The following is a 20,105-nucleotide window of genomic DNA, read 5'->3' as shown; positions in this document are numbered from 1 at the left end:
GTAGCGTTTACTGCTTTAATTCCAACGATTCTCATTAAACTGATTTTTTTTCCAATACCACATAATAATAAAACCAAACAACGCACCACCAACATGAGCAAAATGGGCTATTCCTCCGCCTCCAAATATAGACTTTCCTGAAATACCTAAATACAAATCTACTAATACTAAACCGGGAACAAAGTATTTTGCTTTTATTGGAACAGGAATAAACATCAGAGCCAATTCAGCATTAGGAAACATAAAAGCAAAAGCTACAATCACCCCATAAATTGCTCCTGAAGCGCCAACAGCTGTTCCCATGTATGCGCTAGTGAAACTTTGAAAATCGGACACTGTCATAATTTCCTGCCATTTTGTGTTGATTTTACCTTCATTCAAAATTTGCAAAATTTCTTGCTCAGGAAATCCGTTTGCGATCAGCGTATTCAAACCCTCCTGAAAATGATAATAATTCACGCCGGTGTGCAATAGGGCGGAACCTAATCCGCATGAAATATAGAAAAACAAGAATTTCTTACCTCCCCACATTTGCTCTAAAGCAGATCCAAAAGAAAACAGTGCAAACATATTAAATAAAATATGCATAAATCCTCCATGCATAAACATATGAGAAACAGGCTGCCAAAGTTGAAAACTAGGGTTTTCAGGAAAATATAACGCCAAATATTTATAGGCTATATCACCTAAAGCCAATGTACCAACAAAAAATAAAATATTAATAATGATTAATTGCTTAACCGTTTCAGTAACGTTTCTCATAATGCAAATTTTTTATCTATATCTTCCACACGCATGGTAATGAAAGTGGGTTTTTGAAATGGGGAAACATTAGGGTCTTTACAGGCAAAAAGACCGTTCACCAAATTTTCCTGCTCTTTTTCTGTAAGGTGCGTTCCTGTTTTTACCGCCAGACTTTTGGCCATCGATTTCGCAATGGTATCGTTCTGACTGAAACTACTTTCAGGGATACCATCTTGCAAATCGCTTAATAACTGTTCTAAAACCAATGAAACTTCACTCTCGGTTACATTCACTGGAATTCCTGAAATGACGATGTGATCTGTATTATTTTCTTCAAAAACAAATCCGGTATTCCGCAACGATAGCTGTAAATCTGAGATGAGTTCCATTTCGCTTGACGAAAAAAACAAATTAAGAGGAAATAATAACTGCTGACTGGAAGCCTGATGAACAGTCATGTTTACCAAAAGCTGCTCATACAAAACACGCTGATGTGCCCGCTGCTGATCAACAATAACCATTCCTGATTTGATTGATGAAACGATGTATTTTTTATGGATTTGATAGGTTTTATGAACGGAATGCTCTACTTCTTCATCACTGAATAAAGACGAAGTTACTTCTTCATTTTCGAAAGTTAGGTGTCCTATTTCATCCGTATCTTGTTTTAAACCTACGTATAAACTCTCCCAATTCGCCGTTGGTTCCGGTTTTCTGTAACTGGAAAACTGCTTGCTGGGTGTATCTTCAGAAAACGGGTTAAAATTCCCATCAACCTGTATCGTTGGCGTAGCTCCCACTAAATCTTTATAATGATACGGCGTGTCTAAATTAGAATCCCGGTCAAAATCCAAAACTGGAGCCACATTAAACTGACCCAAACTGTGTTTTATCGAAGCTCTCAAAATAGCATACAACGCATGTTCATCATCAAATTTAATCTCTGTTTTAGTAGGATGAATATTGATATCAATTGTGTTTGGCGGCACTGTTAAATATAGAAAATAACTGGGCTGCGCGCCGTCTTTCAAGATTCCATCATAAGCAGCCATAACCGCATGGTGCAGGTAACCACTTTTTATAAAACGGTCATTGACGAAGAAAAACTGTTCCCCTCGATTTTTTTTGGCAAATTCTGGTTTGCTGACAAATCCCTGAATCGTCACTATTTCTGTTTCTTCCTGAACCGGCACTAATTTCTCATTGGTTTTACCTGAAAAAATAGTGACAATGCGTTGTCTCAAAGTTGAAGGCGGCAAATTGAACATTTCGCTGCCATTGTGATAAAATGTAAAATGTATATTGGAATGTGCCAAAGCGACACGTTGAAATTCATCAATAATATGACGGTATTCCACCGTATCTGACTTCAGAAAATTGCGTCGCGCGGGAATATTAAAAAATAAACTTTTGACAGCAAATGAAGTACCAGTAGGTAAAACCGCTACATCCTGAGATACAAATTTACTGCCTTCAATGATAATGTGCGTTCCCAGCTCCTCCTGATCCTGTTTGGTCTTCATTTCTACATGAGCAATCGCCGCTATAGATGCTAATGCTTCTCCACGAAACCCTTTGGTGTGCAACGAAAATAAATCTTCGGCTTGGCGAATTTTGGATGTCGCATGACGTTCAAAACACAAGCGTGCATCAGTGACGCTCATTCCTAAACCATTGTCAATAACCTGCACCAAAGCCTTCCCGGCATCTTTAAGAATTAATTTGATGTCTGTTGCTCGAGCATCAACTGCGTTTTCAAGCAATTCTTTGACTACTGAGGCTGGACGTTGAACGACTTCTCCAGCAGCAATTTGATTGGCGACATGATCAGGAAGTAATTGAATTATACTCGACATTAAAAAATTTAGGTTAAAGTTTAACCCTTCAACTGCGTTCAGGGTGACAATAGTTTTTTACAAAACCAAGAAATACAAATTTAATAAAATTCTAGTGGGTTTTATTACTAATATGCTTTTTAAAACAGAAAACTTCATAAACCAACGATCAATTTTTATTTGATAGTTGACCAATTATTTCCAGCAAACTTACTCCTGTTCTCTACAGTGTTGTAAACCAATTCGTTTAGACAGTGAAACAGCCTTAAAAAACAAATAATTATATTGAGGAACATAAGCATATAACTATTTCATAATAAGGCTCTAACGTATGAATTTTGAAATTATTTAATAAAATTTTACAAATGATATACAGATTTAAGACTTAAATTTGTTAATCAACATATAGCAATATTTAAAAAACAAGCACTATGAAAACGACCAAAGAAAAAGAAGAAAACCAAAAAGTGGAAACCAAAAAAGGAGCTGTAAAAGCTAAACCAAATGCAGCGCAAGGATTAAGAGATTTTTTTGAAGACGGATTGAAAGACATCTTATGGGCTGAGCATGCATTGACGAAAGCCTTACCTAAAATGGCAAAAAACGCTACCTCTTCAAAACTAATACATGCTTTTGAACATCATCTTAAAGAAACAGAGGAGCATATTGCTCGTTTAGAAAAAATATTTGAATCTTTAGATCTAAAAGCTGTTGGAAAAAAATGTGATGCAATGGAAGGTCTTCTAAAAGAAGCCGACGGGATTATGGCAGAAACGGAAATAGGAGTTGTACGCGATGCTGCAATGATTGCCGCCGCACAAAAAGTAGAACATTATGAAATAGCAACTTATGGTACTTTGAGAGCATATGCAGTGACCTTGGGCGAGAATAAAGCAGCAATACTGCTGGCTAGAACTCTGGAAGAAGAGAAAAAGGCTGATGTCACTCTAACAGAAATTGCTTTGGCTGACATTAATATTGAAGCTGCGCATGCAGATGAAAAATAGTCTTATCAGTTAATGAATTGTAATCATTATTGTACGGTTTAAATAAGTATAGTCCTTACGGGACAAATTTCATATTTCGAACTATCTTACTACCAAAATATAACCTCATTGAGGAATGCTCCGTTAGGAGCAAAATAGTGGTAGTGAATAAAATAGACATGCCGCTAAGAAATGTCCCATAAGGACTAAATCTATCAGGTATAATCAATTTTAAAAAGTTTTCATAGGACAACAATGATTTGTAATTTAAAAAAACCTGTTTATTCAGGTTTTTTTTATGAAGTGTTTTATTTAAAACAGTACAGTTTTGAGTATTGACTGAAACCGCAAAAAAAAACCTACTCAAAAAAAGTAGGTTTTTATTTTATTTTAAAAAACAGTATTGCTGTTTATTCTTTCAACTCTAAGGGCGATCCCTCTTCTAGTTGAATAGAGCCTGCAGTCAATAAGTGGTGATTCCCTATTTGATGTGAAAATGACGATTGCTGACGAATAAAAGCCATTTTTATAGCAGCAATGGCAGCTTCAGTACCTTTATTTCCATGGATTCCTCCACTTCTATCGATAGATTGTTGCATGGTATTATCCGTAAGAACACAAAATATCACAGGAATATCAGTTTGTACATTTAAGTCTTTTATCCCTTGAGAAACCGCTTCACACACAAAATCAAAATGTTTCGTCTGACCTTGAATTACACAGCCTATCGCAATTACTGCATCTACATTTTGAGTTTGCAACATTTTCTTCGAGCCGTAAATAAGCTCAAAGCTTCCCGGAACATTCCAACGAATAATGTTTGCAGAGGGAACGTCATTTTCTAACAATGCTGTAATTGCACCTTCAAAAAGTCCCTCAGTGATGGTCTCGTTCCATTCAGCAACTACAATTCCAAAACGAAATTTTTTCGCATCCGGGACAGCATTTTTATCGTACTCGGATAAATTTTTATTTTCGGTAGCCATTTGATTTTAAATTTTTGATCTTAGAGTTTCAATTCAGATATTAAAGATAGGATTTTGAAATCAAAAAAACTACATTCTCAAATCAGTAATCTTAAATCATTTTTCACTATTGTGCTAATCCTATCAAAACATCAACAGAAACACCTTCTGGAGTTCCTTCATAATTCTCTTTAATATCTGTAAAATATTTCAAAGCATCAGCTTTATTTCCTAATGCCAAAGCCGTTTTTCCAGCTTTTAATAAGAAACGTGGCGTTGTGAAATCATTTTTATTTGTTCCAGCAGCTTTCACGTAATTTTCTAAAGCTTCTTTCGGCTGATTTTTTTGAGAATAAGCATCTCCGATTGCTCCTTTTGCCAAAGCACTTAAAACAATGTCGTCTGACTTAAATTTATTTAAATAGTCAATAGCCTCCGTATATTTTCCTGTATTCAAATAAGCAACACCCGCGTAATAATTCGCTAAATTTCCGGCATCAGTTCCAGAATATTCATCGGCTATTTTCAAAAATCCAAATTTCCCTTCAGAACCATTCAATGACAGCTTATATAAAGAATCACTTGCTACTCCTTCCGTTGCTTTTTGAAAATTTTGTTGCGCAACAAACATTTCATTGGCGGCCTCGTCTTCTCTTGGTGCGGCAATAAAGCGTTGATACGCTAAATAACCTATGGTAACCACAGCGGCAACGGCAACTAATCCAATAATGATTTTTTGATTTTTAGCTACCCAGGTCTCCGTTATTGTAGCTGATTCATCTAATTTTGAGAACACCTCAGCAGTTGTGCTGTCTTTCTCATCAATAATTACTGCTTCAACTGCATCGTCTTTAACTTCCTTTTCTTTTGGTACTTTATATCCTCTTTTATTGTAAGTCGCCATTTATTTTTAATTTAGTGAGCCGCAAAAATAAAATTTTTATTCAAACCGACACAAAAAATATGCTTTTATATTCAAAAAAAATATTATGAGAGGCTCTTTCTTTCCAAAGACAAAATAATTCCGATTGAAAAGCATGAAAAGCCATTTTTATCGATATTTTTCAATAATTTGCACCCACTTTGAAAAACCGTTCCAAAAACACCAAAGTTCTCAATACCAGCAAGCCTTACAGATGTATTTAAAAAAAATCTCGTTATTCAATTATAAGAATTTTTCCGAAGTAACTTTCGATTTTGACAGCAAAATAAATTGTTTTGTAGGCAAAAATGGCATCGGAAAAACCAATGTACTCGATGCAATTTACCATTTAGCATACGGAAAAAGCTACTTCAATCCGTTAGCGGTTCAAAACATTAAACATGGCGAAGAATTTTTTGTGATTGATGGCGAATTTGAAAAAAACGGAAGGACGGAACAAATTGTTTGCAGTCTAAAAAAAGGACTGAAGAAAATATTAAAACGCAACAGTAAAGCGTACGATAAATTTTCGGACCATATTGGCTTTATTCCTTTAGTTATTATTTCTCCCGCGGATCGGGATTTAATTGTGGAAGGCAGCGAAACTAGGAGGAAATTCATGGACAGCGTCATTTCGCAACTGGATTCCCATTATTTACAGCAACTTATTCAGTACCAAAAAGTAATGAGTCAGCGCAATGCTTTGTTAAAATATTTTGCATTGAATCATGTTTTTGACAACGATACACTTTCTATATATAATGAGCAACTCAATGGCTTTGGAACATATATTTTCGAAAAAAGGAAAGAATTTATCGAGGCCTTTCTTCCTATTTTTAACGTGCATCATCAAGCTATAACGGGTTCACAGGAAACCGTTCAACTCGTGTATGAAAGTCATTTATTTGAAAAAGATTTACTGACACTTTTGCAGGAAAACATCAATAAAGATCGAATTTTACATTACACCAGTGTTGGCACTCATAAAGACGATTTGGCATTTGAAATAGACCAGCATCCTATTAAAAAATTTGGATCGCAGGGACAACAGAAATCGTTTCTAATTGCACTAAAATTAGCGCAGTTCGAATTTCTTAAAAAACAAAGCGGCGTTAAACCTCTTTTACTTTTTGATGACATCTTTGACAAATTGGACGAAAGTCGCGTTGGCAAAATAATAGAAATGGTCAACAGCGATATTTTTGGACAACTCTTCATTTCAGATACTCATCCCGAACGCACCGAAGCCATTGTAAAATCAACGCATCAAACTTATAAAATTTTCAATTTATAACTTTTTATTAGTATTTAAAAAGATTCAAAAATTCAAAAAATACCTAATTTAGCAAATTCTAATCTAAATAAGATCACTATGAGATTTCACCCCATATTACTTACAATCGTTTCTTTTGTCATTTTATCCTGTAACGGACAAACTTCAAAAAAAACAGAAACTATTGAAACTATTGAAGCTCAGGCTTTCGCTGAAAAAATTGCAGCAACTCCAAATCCGCAAATCCTTGATGTACGCACGCCGGAAGAATTTACAGCAGGACATATAGATAATGCCGGAAATGTAAATTGGCTGGGTGACAATTTTGTTGCAGGCGCAGAAAAATTAGATAAATCAAAACCTGTTTTTGTGTATTGCAAAAGTGGCGCGAGAAGTCAAAAAGCAGCTGAAAAATTGGAAGAATTAGGTTTTACAACGATTTATCAATTGCAAGGCGGAATATTAAAATGGGACGCTGCAGGATTGTCTAATCCAAGTAACAAAACAATTGGCCTTTCCGTTGCGGAATACAACAAATTACTAATTTCAGACAAAAAAGTTCTAATTGATTTTTATGCGGAATGGTGTGCTCCTTGCAAAAAAATGGAACCGTACCTTTCAAAAATGACAAAAGAAATGACTGATTCTGTTGTGATTATTCGACTGGATGCTGACAAAAACAAAACGTTGATGACAGAAATGAAAATCAGCGAACTTCCTACCTTATTATTGTATGAAAATAAAGAATTGAAATGGAAACATTCTGGCTTTATTAGTGAAGTCGATTTGAAAAAACAACTATAATAGCTTCACGATGCTTTCAAAAGACACCTTACAATTTCTGGATGATTTAAAGGCCAATAACAATAGAGATTGGTTTTTGGAAAATAAAAAACGTTATGAAACATTCAAAACGGATTACCAGCAATTAGTTGCTGATTTATTAAACGTGATGAAACCGCTGGATGCCTCTCTGGAAATGCTTGAAGTCAAAAATTGCACATTCAGAATCAATCGTGACATCCGATTTTCCAAGGACAAAACTCCTTACAAATCACATTTAGGCATCTGGCTTTCTTCGGGAGCCAAAGGTCAGAATCGTTCCGGATATTATATTCATTTAGAAAAAGGATCCAGTTTTATTGCTGGAGGATTATATTGTCCCGAAGCGGAGGATTTAAAAAAAATGCGAAAAGAAATTGCTTTTTTTCACGATGATTTAGAAGCAATCCTGGACGAAAAAAATTTCAAAAAAGAATTTAAAGATTTTGATCGTAATGAAAAAAATACGCTCAAAAACCCACCTCGAGGATACGAAAAAGAACATCCGGCGATTGAATTATTAAAATTAAAAAGCTTTGAATCTTCTGTAAGAATTGATATTTCAGAAGCCACAAAAAAGGACTTTGTCGCCGCAATCAGTAAAAAATTAATCGTACTAAAGCCTCTGAATGATTTTATAAATCGTGCTTTAACTTCCGAGTAATTCCAATTTAAACCGATGCAAAAAAAGAAAATACTTTTTCTTGGCGAATCCTACAGAGCCGATGCGATCACTTGGATGAACGGTCTCAGGGAATTTGGTTATTTTGAAATAATTACCTGGGAATTAAAAACACCCAGTATTGGTTTCAAAAACCGTGTGCTACGAATTTTGGAATTTGCATTCGCATTGTCTAAAATTAGAAAATTAACAAAAACATATCACCCGGATATGGTTATCGCCGAAAGAACTACCAGTTACGGTTTTCTTGCCGCATTATCAGGAATAAAACCTGTGGCCATTGCGCAGCAAGGCCGAACGGATTTGTGGCCGGAAAAATCATTTTCGGTTCCTTTAAAAAAACTGATTCAAAAATATGCTTTCAAAAAAGCCGATTTAATTCACGCTTGGGGTCCTGTGATGACTATTTCTATGATTCAGGCCAAGGTCGATATGACTAAAGTTTTGGTTTTACCAAAAGGAATTAATTTGGTGAAATTTGGGAATGAAAACAATGCAAATCCCGAAAAAATTTGTGCAATCGTGACGCGTTCTTTATTGCCGGAATACCGTCATGCTATTATTCTACAATCGTTTGGAATCTTAAATGAGAAGGGAATAGATTTCGAACTGACAATTATTGGCGATGGGTCACAACTATTATACTTGAAGCATTTAGCAAAAATATTAAGCATCGAAAATAAAGTTCACTTTACAGGTAGAATCCCAAATACTGAATTACCAAAACTATTGCAACAAGCGAACATCTATATCAGTATGCCAATTACAGAAGGAGTTTCGGCATCTTTATTTGAAGCGATGGCAACAAATTGCTATCCAATTGTTAGCGATATTGGAGGAAACCAAAGCTGGATTAAACACCAAAAAAATGGACAATTGGTTTCCGTAGATGATTTTGAAATGCTCGCAGAGGAATTAATCTGGGCATTTAAAAATAGGGAATATCGAGAAAACGCAGTTTTGAAAAACAGAGAGTTTGTTGAACAAAATGCTGATTACAGTACTAACATGAAAATCATCGCCAGCAAATACCACGATTTAATCAATGCGAATGGATCTCGTTAAGCGGATCTACAAGTAAATTTTAATCAGTACTTTTGAAGCTGGATTAAATGATAAAAAAGCACTTTCTTTTATGGAAATACTACATAATTTCTCTTTAAAAAAATACAATACATTTGGCATTGAAGCTAAAGCAAAACAATTTGTCGCCGTTCATTCTAACGCCGAGTTGAAAACTATTTTAAAAGAACATAAATCATATAGAAAATTTATTTTGGGCGGCGGCAGCAATATGCTTTTGACAAAAGATATTGATGCTCTTGTGATTCATATCGATTTGAAAGGCAAGAAAATTATTGAAGAAAATGAAGAATTTGTCTGGGTAGAAAGTCAGGCTGGTGAAAGCTGGCATGCATTTGTGCTATGGACGATCGACCAAAATTTTGGCGGACTGGAAAACATGTCACTCATTCCGGGAAATGTTGGCACAACACCAGTTCAAAATATTGGTGCATACGGAACGGAGATCAAAGATACTTTCGTATCCTGCGAAGCCATTACGATTGAAAATCAGGAGGTAAAAACGTTTTTAAAAGAGGAATGTCATTTTGGATACCGAGAAAGTATTTTCAAAAACGAAGCAAAAGACCAATATATTATCACATCGGTTGTTTTTAAATTGACCAAAAAGAACCATAAAATCAATACTTCATACGGAGATATTACGAGTGAATTAGAAAAAAATAATATTAGCAATCCAACTTTAAAGGAAGTCAGTAATGCCGTGATTGCGATTCGACAGAGCAAATTACCCGATCCAAAAGAGTTGGGAAACAGCGGTAGTTTCTTTAAAAATCCAATTTTGTTGAAATCCGATTTCGAAAAAATTCATCAACAATTTCCTGAAATGAAATACTATAATGTTTCTGAAACCGAAGTGAAAGTTCCCGCTGGCTGGTTAATTGAACAAGCCGGATTCAAAGGAAAACGTTTTGGTGATGCCGGAATTCATATCAATCAGGCATTGGTTTTAGTGAATTATGGCAATGCGACGGGTCAGGACATTTTGAATGTTTCAAAGAATATCCAACAGACTATTTTTAAAACGTTTGGTATCCATATCGAGGCTGAAGTGAACGTGATATAGATTTCAGCTTGCAGTTCCGTGGCAATGTTCAGCGCTAGAAAAAACGGAATTACCTATTGCTTTCAGATTGTCAACACCTAAATAATATTTTACAACTCCTAAAACCTAATTTTTAAATTAAAAATGTACACTCCCGAAATCTACAAAAACGAGAATCAAAAAGAAATCAGAAAATTTCTGCAAGAAAATAGTTTTGGTATTTTAATCAACCAAACCAATGGGAAATTATGGGCAACACATATTCCATTGGAACTGGACACAAATGAAAATGGCAACGATATTTTGTGGGGACATATTTCCAAAGAAAACCTGCAGTGGAAAGGTTTTACGGATAACGACCAAATTTTAGCTGTTTTTTCCGGACCGCATTCCTATGTTTCTTCTTCTTGGTACGATCATGAAAATGTACCAACATGGAACTACATTGCCGTTCATGTGTATGGAAAAATCAAAATTATCGAAGGCGAGGCAGTGATCCAATCTTTAAAAAAACTCGTGGACAAGTATGAGCAAAATTCTGAGAATCCAGTTCGCGTAGAAGATTTATCAAAAGTAACCATGATGCAAAGTCGCGGTATTGTCGCATTTGAAATTGAAATAACCGAAATCCAGGCCACAAAAAAACTGTCTCAAAATAGGGACGAAAAAAATCATCAAAACATTATTTCTGAATTAGAAAAAACCAATAACAATCAGTCCATCGCTATCGCAAAGGAGATGAAAAAATGTCCATTCTAAATTCTATCAAATTTTATAATTTATAATTTACAATTCATAATTGTATTCATACCTTTGCGCTATACTGTCCCGAAACTTCGGAATCGGAATTAAAAACTCACTAAACTCTGATGCTTATACTAATTTTTTACTTTTTTATTTTTATTGTTGCCGTTCAAATTTTATATTATTTAGGTGTTTTCGGGAAATTTGCTTTCGCAAAAGTTCAAACGATAACACCGAAAAAAATTCCGATTTCTGTGATCGTTTGCGCCAAAAACGAAGCAGAAAATGTAGTAAACTTTATTCCGCTACTTGCAGAACAAAACTACCCGGATTTTGAGATCGTGCTAATTGATGATGCGTCAAGCGATACCACTTTAGCTATTTTTGAAGGATTTGAAAAGCAATATCCAAACATTCGTTTGGTAAAAGTGGAGAACAATGAAGCTTTTTGGGGAAATAAAAAATACGCATTGACTTTAGGCATAAAAGCGGCCAAAAAAGAGTATTTATTATTCACCGATGCTGATTGTTATCCAACTTCTAAGGATTGGATAACAGCAATGAGTTCTCAATTTACGATGCAAAAAACGATCGTTTTGGGTTACGGTAAATATGAAAAAATACCAAATTCATTTCTGAATAAAATAATCCGTTATGAAACATTGCTTACAGCAATTCAATATTTTTCATGGGCAAAAATCGGACATCCTTATATGGGTGTAGGAAGAAATTTGGCATATAAAAAAGAAATGTTTTTCAATGTAAATGGCTTCATCGACCACATGCAAATTCGGTCAGGCGATGATGATTTGTTTGTGAATCAAGCTGCAGTTGCAAAAAATACAACGATCGCTTACACGCCTGAAAGTTTCACAATTTCGAAACCAAAAACCAGATACAAAGATTGGATTTTACAAAAAAGAAGGCATGTTGCAACGGCAAATTATTATAAACCTTTTGACAAAATGCAGTTGGGGATTTTTTACTGTTCGCAATTTCTGTTTATTTTATTGCCAATAATTCTACTAGCTTTCCAATTTAACTGGATCGCCGTCGTGAGTTTAATTGCACTTCGATATCTTGTTGCTTGGACAGTTGTTGGCTTTTCAGCAGGCAAATTAAAAGAAAATGACATAAAATTATGGTTTCCTATAGTCGAAATAGTACTTATAGTCACACAAATCAATATCTTTATGACCAATACATTCTCAAAACCCGTCCATTGGAAATAAACAAACAAATAGAAAAAGCAAAACAAGGCGATCAAGTTGCCTTTACTTTTCTATTGAATCACTACTGGAATGAAGTTTACAGTTTCATGCTGAAACGCACCGAAAACGAAACTAATGCTGAGGACATTACCATAGAAACGTTCTCGAAAGCTTTTGACAAAATAGCCACTTACAATTCCGAGTTCCAGTTCAACACCTGGCTTATTGCTATTGCAAAAAACGTACATATCGATTTGTTGCGAAAAAAAAAATCAAGTCTTTTTGTTGAGATTACGGAGAAAGAAGACTTACAAGCTTATAATATTGCCGACACTACTCCATCTGCGGAAGATGAATTGATTACCGAGCAAAATCTATCTCAATTGCTGCAATTCATCAAAGAACTGAAACCGCATTACCAAGAAGTCATTCAACTGCGTTACTTTCAGGAAATGAGTTATCAGGAAATCGCCAATAAAATTGACGAACCGTTGAGCAACGTGAAAATTAAATTACTTCGCGCCAAAAAACTTCTGGCAGAAATTATTCAAAACAGAAGATAGCATTCTCAAACAAAATAGTAAATCAATTTTGATAGACAACAAAGCGCATTCCTTAGTTTGAATGCGTTTTTTTTTTGCGAATATTACAACCTAAAATCTGTATAGCAATTAATTAAACAATAGATAAGTTAAATAAATAAAATTAAAGTAATAATTATCAAAAATTATTGTTAAATTTATAAAATAAAATTTCTCTTTTTTGTTTTATCAGTAAAAACATACTTCGCTTATGATTTAATTGTACTTAACCTCTAAATCCATAAATTATGTCAAAACTAAGCATTTACGAAACTAGCTGGATTAATATTGTTTTCCAAGACCGAAACAAAGAATATGGTGCTTATCAGTTGCGTCAGCAGAGCACTAAAACGGCAGTAACGGCCCTTTTTATCGGTGTATTATTTCTATTTGGAGCTCTAAGTATTCCAATAATCAATAATTATCTTTATCCCGAAAAAACTGTAACCATAGCCATTCCTGAATTTACAAATACAATAGTGCAGCTTACTGAAATAATCCCGAATCGAACTGAGCCAAAAAAAGCTCTTCCTGAGGTAAAAACCACCAATGCTGAAGTTCTCGTAAAAAGTGCCAATTTGGTAAATCCAGTGATTGTTCAGGCTTCACAAGCCATTCAGGACATTGCAAAAAATGCGGACATCACTAATGTAACAAATACAATCACAGAAGGAACTGGAGTTGTGGGTATAAATCCGACTTCATCTCCCGCAACAGGAACTGAAATCACAACAGTTGTTGACACAGGGAATACGATAGTCAACAGCGCTTCATTAGATAAACTCCCTGAGTTTCCCGGCGGAATTAATAAGTTCTACCGCTATGTGGGCAATAATTTCGAAAAACAAGAAATAGAAAGCAACAGCCCAATACGGGTCTATGTTTCTTTTGTAATTGAAAGAGACGGCAGTATGACTGACATTCAGGTAAAAAGAGATCCAGGTTACGGATTAGCCAAAGAAGCTATAAGAGTTTTGAAATCACTAAAAACAAAATGGTCACCGGGAATGATGGACGGAAGAGCAGTGCGAACCGCGTATAATCTTCCAATCACGGTACAGATGAATTAATTTTAAAAAAAGCTTCAATTAATTTTGGAGCTTTTCTTTTCAGGTATTCTATTTTTTTGATATTCTCTCGTAAAACACCAATATTGTGCTCCTTCAACATCTGTTATTCTTTCCTCAAATAAACAAATAAACGAATCAACAAATAAACTACATTCCTTATCTTTGTGCTCTGAAAATTGATATATGGAAACTGTTTTAGAAAATACTTTACCTGTAGGAAAGCCGAAATGGTTGAAGGTAAAACTCCCAATTGGCCAAAAATATACAGAGCTTCGCAGCTTAGTTGATAAATATAGTTTGAACACGATTTGCACTTCCGGGAGTTGCCCAAATATGGGCGAATGCTGGGGCGAAGGAACAGCTACATTCATGATTTTAGGAAATATATGTACCCGTTCTTGCGGTTTTTGCGGTGTAAAAACTGGAAGACCGGAAACCGTCGATTGGGATGAACCGGAAAAAGTGGCACGTTCTATCAAAATTATGAATATCAAACATGCGGTTGTTACAAGCGTTGACAGAGATGATTTGAAAGATGGTGGATCAATAATTTGGATCGAAACCGTTAAAGCCATCCGCAGGATGAACCCTAATACGACATTGGAAACGTTGATTCCGGACTTTCAAGGTATTGAAAGAAATATTGATAGAATTGTGGAAGCAAATCCTGAAGTGGTTTCGCATAATGTGGAAACCGTTCGCCGATTGACACGTGAAGTACGAATTCAGGCAAAATACGACCGAAGTCTGGAAGTCTTGCGTTATTTGAAAGAAAAAGGAATTAACAGAACTAAGTCGGGAATTATGCTTGGTTTAGGTGAACAAGAAGAAGAAGTTTACCAAACCATGAGAGATTTGCGTGAAGTTAATGTTGATATTGTAACAATAGGTCAATACTTGCAACCAAGTAAAAAACACTTGCCAGTAAAAGAATTTATAACCCCTGAACAGTTTGCTAAATATGAGCAATTTGGTTTGGAATTAGGTTTCCGCCACGTTGAAAGCGGACCATTAGTTCGTTCCTCTTACAAAGCACAAAAACATATATTATAAATAGGTAATTTGTTTAATCGGTTAGTCGGTTAACCAAATAAATGATTAAACTAATACATTTGAAAACAAGAATTGCAATAAATGGTTTTGGAAGAATTGGCAGGAATTTATTCCGATTACTTTTAAACCATCCCTTGATAGAAGTGGTAGCCATAAATGATATCGCCGACAAAAAAACAATGGCCCATTTAGTAAAATACGATAGTATTCACGGTGTTCTACCTTTTGCAGTAAGCGATGATGAGAATGGAATTGTAGTTGATGGAAAGCATTTTTTATTTTTTCACGAAAAAAATATTTCAAACCTGGACTGGAAAATTCTAGACATTGATTATGTAGTGGAATCTACTGGAAAACACAAAACTTTTGAAGAACTAAACTCCCATATTATTGCTGGCGCCAAAAAAGTAATTCTTTCCGCACCTTCGGAAGTTGACACCATAAAAACGGTTGTGCTCGGAGTTAATGATTTTATTCTTGACGGTACGGAAACTATTATTTCAAATGCCAGTTGCACGACGAATAATGCTGCACCAATGATCAAAGTAATCAATGAACTTTGTGGGATAGAACAGGCTTATATCACCACAATTCACTCCTACACGACAGACCAAAGTTTACACGATCAACCACACAAAGACTTACGCAGGGCTCGCGGTGCCAGTCAATCTATCGTTCCTACAACCACCGGTGCTGCAAAAGCATTGACAAAAATATTCCCCGAGTTTGAAGGAAAAATAGGCGGTTGCGGTATTCGTGTTCCGGTGCCTGATGGATCGTTGACTGACATTACGTTCAATGTTAAGCGTGCCGTTACGATAAATGAAATAAACGCGGCTTTTAAAGCGGCAGCACAAACTACTTTAAAAGGAATTTTAGATTATACCGAAGATCCAATTGTTTCAGTTGATGTAATTGGCAATAAAAATTCATGTATATTTGACGCACAGCTAACTTCTGTCATCGATAAAATGGTGAAAGTGGTGGGTTGGTACGATAATGAAATAGGATATTCCTCAAGAATAATTGATTTAATTCTTTTGACAAATATGAAACAACACCACTAAAAAAATCGGTAACAAATGAAATATTTTTTCGTTTACGTACTTTTTTTTAATATGTTACTGTATTCTCAGCCCAATGAGAAAACAGACAGCATTGCTTATTACAGCAGTTTAAGCAACTCGGAAATTCAAAACAACAACTACAAAGACGCACTGTTGCACACTCAGCAAGCAATACTTTATGCGATAAAAATCAAGAACAGTAAAGACCAGGCACTGCAAACCTTCAACCTTGGTAAAATTTATTTTGACATACGAAAGTACGATGATGCCATCGAAACTTTTCTAAAAACTGCTGCAATATTTTCCAATTTTGAAAGCAGCAAAGATCATGCTCTAACATACTATCACATTGGTTTATGCTACATGGAAAAAGGAAATTTTGACCGCGCAGCCATTTATTTTGAAAGAGCGAAAACCATCAATAACAGCTTAAAAATTCCGGATAATGCAGAGTTGTTCAATTTGCAAAAAGCGCTCATTTACCAATCAAAGAATAAATTTGAGCTAGCATCATCCATCTACAAAATTATCATTGCAAAAGAGGACAACCCTGCTTTGTTAAATACGAAAACGGAGGCGCTTTATCATATGGGTAATATTGAAGCACTGAAAAACAGAAATAATTTAGCATTAAATTATTTTACTAAAGCATTAGAATTAAACAGCAAAAATGAAAATCTAGTTCAAAAATCAAATATTTTATTGGCGCTAAGTTCTGTTTATGAAAAAATGTTAGATAAAAACACTGCCTATTCGTATTTGAAGCAGCATCTCAACCTTAAAGAAAGAATCAGCATTTTAGACAACGAAAAACTGGGGATTGATGACTATAAAAAATTCAAAGATTCGCAGCGGTTAAAAGAAATTGCCCAAACCAATTATGACAGTAAAGAACAGGAAAAGGCCAATAAATTTTCTAAACTAATCAGTGTTTTTGCCATTGCCTTAATTTCAATTTTATCATTGTTAAGTTTGTCATTGTACAAAAATAATATCATCAGAAATCAATCTAATTTGTTGCTGAAAGAAAAAAATAATGAATTAGAAATAGCAAAAGATAAAGCAGAAAAAGCGTCAAAAGCAAGATCTGAATTTTTATCTACAGTAAGTCACGAATTGCGAACTCCATTAAACGCTATTAATGGGATTACCCATTTATTACTTGAAGAAAAGCCAAAGAAAACACAAATGGATTATCTCTCTTCGTTGCAATTTTCGGCAGAATATTTAACAAAATTCATCAATGAGATATTAGAAATTAATAAAATTGATTCAGAAAAAGTTGAAATAGAATATACTCGTTTTCATCTTAAAAAATTATTACGAAATATTCAGAACTCATTAAAGGAATTGGCTTCAGCGAATAACAACAGTTTCAAACTCGAAATTGACGAAACTATTCCAGATTACTTGATTGGTGACCCTACAAAATTATCGCAGATTATATTAAATCTGATCAACAATGCGTTGAAATTCACATCGGATGGTGCCGTCACAGTGATTGCCAATTTGAAAAAAGTAACAGATGAAAAAGCAACTTTATATTTTGAGGTCACAGACACCGGAATAGGAATATCCGAGGACAAGTTACTGAGCGTCTTTGATAGTTTTTCTCAAGGCTCCATCGAAGTCAATCGCAAATACGGAGGAACTGGCCTAGGATTGACTATTGTAAAAAAATTAATTGAGATCTTAGGCGGTCAAATAAAACTAAAAAGTATTGTAGGAGAAGGCTCAACGTTTTCATTTAAACTTCAGTTCTTGGTGAGTTCAGAGCCCTTGGAACTTGAAATTAAACCAAAAGTGAACTACGATTCAAAATTAGTAAATAAAAAAATTCTTTTAGTAGAGGATAATAAAATCAATCAAATGATTTCCAAAAAAATGTTGGAGAAAAAAGGCATTTATTGTACTATAATCGATAGCGGTGAAGATGCAATTGAAATAGCAAAAAGTAACACATTTGATCTCATTTTGATGGATGTACATTTACCGGGCATAAACGGAACAATTGCTACACAAGAGATCAGAACATTTGATAACATAACACCAATTATAGCGCTTACCGCAATTTCATTGGATGAAAACCGCGACATGTTATTATCATTTGGCATGAACGATGTAATTACTAAACCGTTCATACCAGAGGAATTTTACACCGTCATTGCAGAATATATTTAAAAACTAATACTTCAAAATCAATTCTTTGATCAGGCTTCGCACTTTTGGCTCTGCTTCTTTAGCGGCCTCTAAAACCTCGTCATGAGAGATTGTTCCAATACTTTCTTCGTTACCCATATCGGTAATTACTGAAATTCCAAATGTTTCCAAATCCATGTGACGCGCTACAATAACTTCGGGAACGGTTGACATTCCCACACAATCGGCGCCCAAAATTTTCACCATTTTGTATTCAGCTAAAGTTTCAAAAGTTGGACCTTGTAAACCAAGATAAATTCCTTCATGAACCTCGATGTTCAATTCTTTAGCTAATTCAGTAGCTTTCGCAATCATTTTTCTCGAATACGGTTCGCTCATATTTACAAAACGAGGTCCAAAACGTTCGTCATTTTTTCCACGCAAAGGATGTTCAGGAGTCATATTGATGTGATCTGTAATCATCACAACAGATCCTACTTTGTAACTTGAATTTACACCGCCTGATGCATTTGAAACTACTAATTTCTCGACACCCAAAAACTTCATCACTCGCACCGGAAAAGTTACTTCTGTCATCGAATAACCTTCATAAAAATGAAAACGTCCTTGCATAGCAACAACTCTCTTAGCTCCTATTGTTCCAAAAACTAATGCGCCTTTGTGACCTTGCACTGTCGAAACCGGGAAATTTGGAATTTCATGATAAGGCAACGTATATTCTACTTTCATTTCGTCCGTAAAACTCCCTAATCCTGAACCTAAAATTACACCGTATTCTGGTGTGAAATTAATTTTTTCTTGAATATAACTAACTGTTTCTTGTACTTGTTCCCACATAATCTATAATTGTTTTATCAAAATTTTTACTTCCCGAAACGAAAGAGCTTTGTATTGGCAAATAGAAAAGTTGATTATTAGGCAAACTTCCCTTTAACCGCGCAAAATCTTTTTCGGTAGTGATAATAATGTTGTTTTGAGCTAAACTTTTAATTTCTAAAATGTCTTTATCGGTAAAATTATGATGGTCTGGAAAAGACAAACAAACATCATTTGGGTTTTGTAAATAGGAAAAAAATGATTCCGGTTTTGCAATTCCTGCCACCAATACTTTAGCAGCATGTTGAATTTCTTCAACCTTTACATTACGAATTTCACCATAAATACAATCATCGTATGCTATAAATGTAAAGTATAAATCTTGATTTTTCGAAAGATTTAATCGATTTTTAATGTCGTCCTGTTCCTCAAATGAAAGATTAAAAGGACATTTGGTTACTATAATTATATTCGCTCTTTCTGCACCGCTACTGCTTTCGCGCAAATTTCCGGTTGGCAACATAAAATCATCCGAATACAAATCGCCGTAGGATGTCAACAAAATATAAAAACCTGCTTTTACTTTTCGATGTTGAAAAGCGTCATCAAGTAAGATAATTTCTGGTTTTTCTGTTTGCGAAAGCAATTGTTCTATCCCGTTTTTTCTGTCGGCATCAACTGCAACTTGTATCGATGGGAATTTCTGAAAAAATTGAAATGGTTCGTCTCCAATAGTTGCGGCATTTGAATTGGCATCGGCCAAAATAAAACCTTTAGATTGCCTTTTATAACCTCTGCTTAACGTGGCAATTTTATATTTATCAGAAAGCAACCGAATCAAATATTCGATTTGGGGCGTTTTTCCGGTTCCGCCAACGCTCAGATTCCCGACAGCAATAATTGGCAAATCAAAAGAGTAGGATTTCAAAACTCCTTTATCGAAAAGAAAATTACGAATACTCGCTATGAGACCATATAAAATGGCAAACGGAGACAGTAATTTTCGAAGTAAATTCATTTTACGAAAGTAGAATAAATTATCTTTG

19 protein-coding genes are annotated in these 20,105 nt (G+C 34.9%); 13 read left to right on the top strand and 6 right to left on the bottom strand.

Features of this window, described 5'->3' with window-relative positions; genetic code table 11:
* Positions 1 to 15: 15 nt before the first annotated feature.
* Together E0F89_RS10940 and mutL are read right to left on the bottom strand one after the other, a co-directional pair.
* The gene (locus tag E0F89_RS10940) at positions 16 to 762 is read right to left on the bottom strand and encodes a rhomboid family intramembrane serine protease (RefSeq protein WP_131909810.1); all 747 of its coding nucleotides are present in this window, start codon (positions 760 to 762) and stop codon (positions 16 to 18) included.
* Positions 759 to 2,600 (bottom strand): DNA mismatch repair endonuclease MutL, encoded by a 1,842-nt coding sequence (gene mutL / locus E0F89_RS10935; protein ID WP_131909809.1) that lies wholly within the window; start codon positions 2,598 to 2,600, stop codon positions 759 to 761. The genes E0F89_RS10940 and mutL overlap by 4 nt, the downstream gene beginning before the upstream one ends.
* A 410-nt stretch (positions 2,601 to 3,010) precedes the next feature.
* Between mutL and E0F89_RS10930 the strand changes: the two genes are divergently transcribed.
* The gene (locus tag E0F89_RS10930; RefSeq protein ID WP_131909808.1) at positions 3,011 to 3,586 is read left to right on the top strand and encodes a YciE/YciF ferroxidase family protein; all 576 of its coding nucleotides are present in this window, start codon (positions 3,011 to 3,013) and stop codon (positions 3,584 to 3,586) included.
* Between the two features lie 389 nt (positions 3,587 to 3,975).
* Here the strand turns inward: E0F89_RS10930 and ribH are convergent, their stop codons facing one another.
* On the bottom strand, positions 3,976 to 4,551 hold the full coding sequence (ribH, locus tag E0F89_RS10925) for a 6,7-dimethyl-8-ribityllumazine synthase (protein ID WP_131909807.1): 576 nt from the start codon (positions 4,549 to 4,551) through the stop codon (positions 3,976 to 3,978).
* 106 nt (positions 4,552 to 4,657) lie between these two features.
* On the bottom strand, positions 4,658 to 5,434 hold the full coding sequence (locus E0F89_RS10920) for a tetratricopeptide repeat protein (protein WP_131909806.1): 777 nt from the start codon (positions 5,432 to 5,434) through the stop codon (positions 4,658 to 4,660).
* A 232-nt stretch (positions 5,435 to 5,666) separates the two neighbouring features.
* Here E0F89_RS10920 and recF point away from each other — a divergent pair, with 232 nt between their 5' ends.
* The 12 genes from recF (at position 5,667) to E0F89_RS10860 (ending at position 18,264) form a co-directional block, all read left to right on the top strand.
* Positions 5,667 to 6,746 (top strand): DNA replication/repair protein RecF, encoded by a 1,080-nt coding sequence (recF, locus tag E0F89_RS10915; RefSeq protein ID WP_131909839.1) that lies wholly within the window; start codon positions 5,667 to 5,669, stop codon positions 6,744 to 6,746.
* Positions 6,747 to 6,824: 78 nt separating this feature from the next.
* Positions 6,825 to 7,529, top strand: a complete 705-nt coding sequence (locus E0F89_RS10910) for a thioredoxin domain-containing protein (protein ID WP_131909805.1) — start codon at positions 6,825 to 6,827, stop codon at positions 7,527 to 7,529.
* Positions 7,530 to 7,539: 10 nt separating this feature from the next.
* Positions 7,540 to 8,211: a DUF2461 domain-containing protein gene (locus E0F89_RS10905; protein ID WP_131909804.1), complete on the top strand. Its 672-nt coding sequence runs from the start codon at positions 7,540 to 7,542 to the stop codon at positions 8,209 to 8,211.
* 15 nt (positions 8,212 to 8,226) lie between these two features.
* On the top strand, positions 8,227 to 9,294 hold the full coding sequence (locus tag E0F89_RS10900) for a glycosyltransferase (protein ID WP_131909803.1): 1,068 nt from the start codon (positions 8,227 to 8,229) through the stop codon (positions 9,292 to 9,294).
* 70 nt (positions 9,295 to 9,364) lie between these two features.
* A complete protein-coding gene (murB, locus tag E0F89_RS10895) occupies positions 9,365 to 10,378 on the top strand; it encodes a UDP-N-acetylmuramate dehydrogenase (RefSeq protein ID WP_131909802.1) in 1,014 nt (337 codons plus the stop codon).
* A 123-nt stretch (positions 10,379 to 10,501) separates the two neighbouring features.
* Positions 10,502 to 11,116, top strand: a complete 615-nt coding sequence (locus E0F89_RS10890) for an FMN-binding negative transcriptional regulator (protein WP_131909801.1) — start codon at positions 10,502 to 10,504, stop codon at positions 11,114 to 11,116.
* A gap of 110 nt (positions 11,117 to 11,226) precedes the next feature.
* Complete coding sequence (locus tag E0F89_RS10885) at positions 11,227 to 12,333, top strand: glycosyltransferase (protein WP_131909800.1); 1,107 nt, start codon at positions 11,227 to 11,229, stop codon at positions 12,331 to 12,333.
* Positions 12,324 to 12,875, top strand: a complete 552-nt coding sequence (locus E0F89_RS10880; RefSeq protein WP_131909799.1) for an RNA polymerase sigma factor — start codon at positions 12,324 to 12,326, stop codon at positions 12,873 to 12,875. The genes E0F89_RS10885 and E0F89_RS10880 overlap by 10 nt, the downstream gene beginning before the upstream one ends.
* A 266-nt stretch (positions 12,876 to 13,141) precedes the next feature.
* Positions 13,142 to 13,963 carry an energy transducer TonB gene (locus E0F89_RS10875; protein WP_131909798.1) on the top strand — a complete coding sequence of 274 codons (822 nt, stop codon included), beginning with the start codon at positions 13,142 to 13,144 and terminating at the stop codon, positions 13,961 to 13,963.
* A 183-nt stretch (positions 13,964 to 14,146) separates the two neighbouring features.
* Positions 14,147 to 15,016 carry a lipoyl synthase gene (lipA, locus tag E0F89_RS10870; RefSeq protein WP_131909797.1) on the top strand — a complete coding sequence of 290 codons (870 nt, stop codon included), beginning with the start codon at positions 14,147 to 14,149 and terminating at the stop codon, positions 15,014 to 15,016.
* Positions 15,017 to 15,075: 59 nt separating this feature from the next.
* Positions 15,076 to 16,083 carry a type I glyceraldehyde-3-phosphate dehydrogenase gene (gap, locus tag E0F89_RS10865; RefSeq protein ID WP_131909838.1) on the top strand — a complete coding sequence of 336 codons (1,008 nt, stop codon included), beginning with the start codon at positions 15,076 to 15,078 and terminating at the stop codon, positions 16,081 to 16,083.
* Between the two features lie 15 nt (positions 16,084 to 16,098).
* Positions 16,099 to 18,264, top strand: a complete 2,166-nt coding sequence (locus E0F89_RS10860) for a tetratricopeptide repeat-containing hybrid sensor histidine kinase/response regulator (protein WP_131909796.1) — start codon at positions 16,099 to 16,101, stop codon at positions 18,262 to 18,264.
* 3 nt (positions 18,265 to 18,267) lie between these two features.
* Here E0F89_RS10860 and E0F89_RS10855 read toward each other — a convergent pair whose 3' ends face one another.
* Together E0F89_RS10855 and lpxK are read right to left on the bottom strand one after the other, a co-directional pair.
* Positions 18,268 to 19,080, bottom strand: a complete 813-nt coding sequence (locus tag E0F89_RS10855) for a purine-nucleoside phosphorylase (RefSeq protein WP_131909795.1) — start codon at positions 19,078 to 19,080, stop codon at positions 18,268 to 18,270.
* Entirely contained in the window at positions 19,052 to 20,077 is a 1,026-nt protein-coding gene (lpxK, locus tag E0F89_RS10850; RefSeq protein ID WP_131909794.1) for a tetraacyldisaccharide 4'-kinase, read from the bottom strand. The genes E0F89_RS10855 and lpxK overlap by 29 nt, the downstream gene beginning before the upstream one ends.
* Positions 20,078 to 20,105: the final 28 nt, after the last annotated feature.

Source organism: Flavobacterium caseinilyticum, from assembly GCF_004349085.1.
GTDB lineage: Bacteria > Bacteroidota > Bacteroidia > Flavobacteriales > Flavobacteriaceae > Flavobacterium > Flavobacterium caseinilyticum.
Note: the sequence above shows the minus strand (reverse complement) of the source record. Positions and strands in the feature narration are given on the sequence as shown.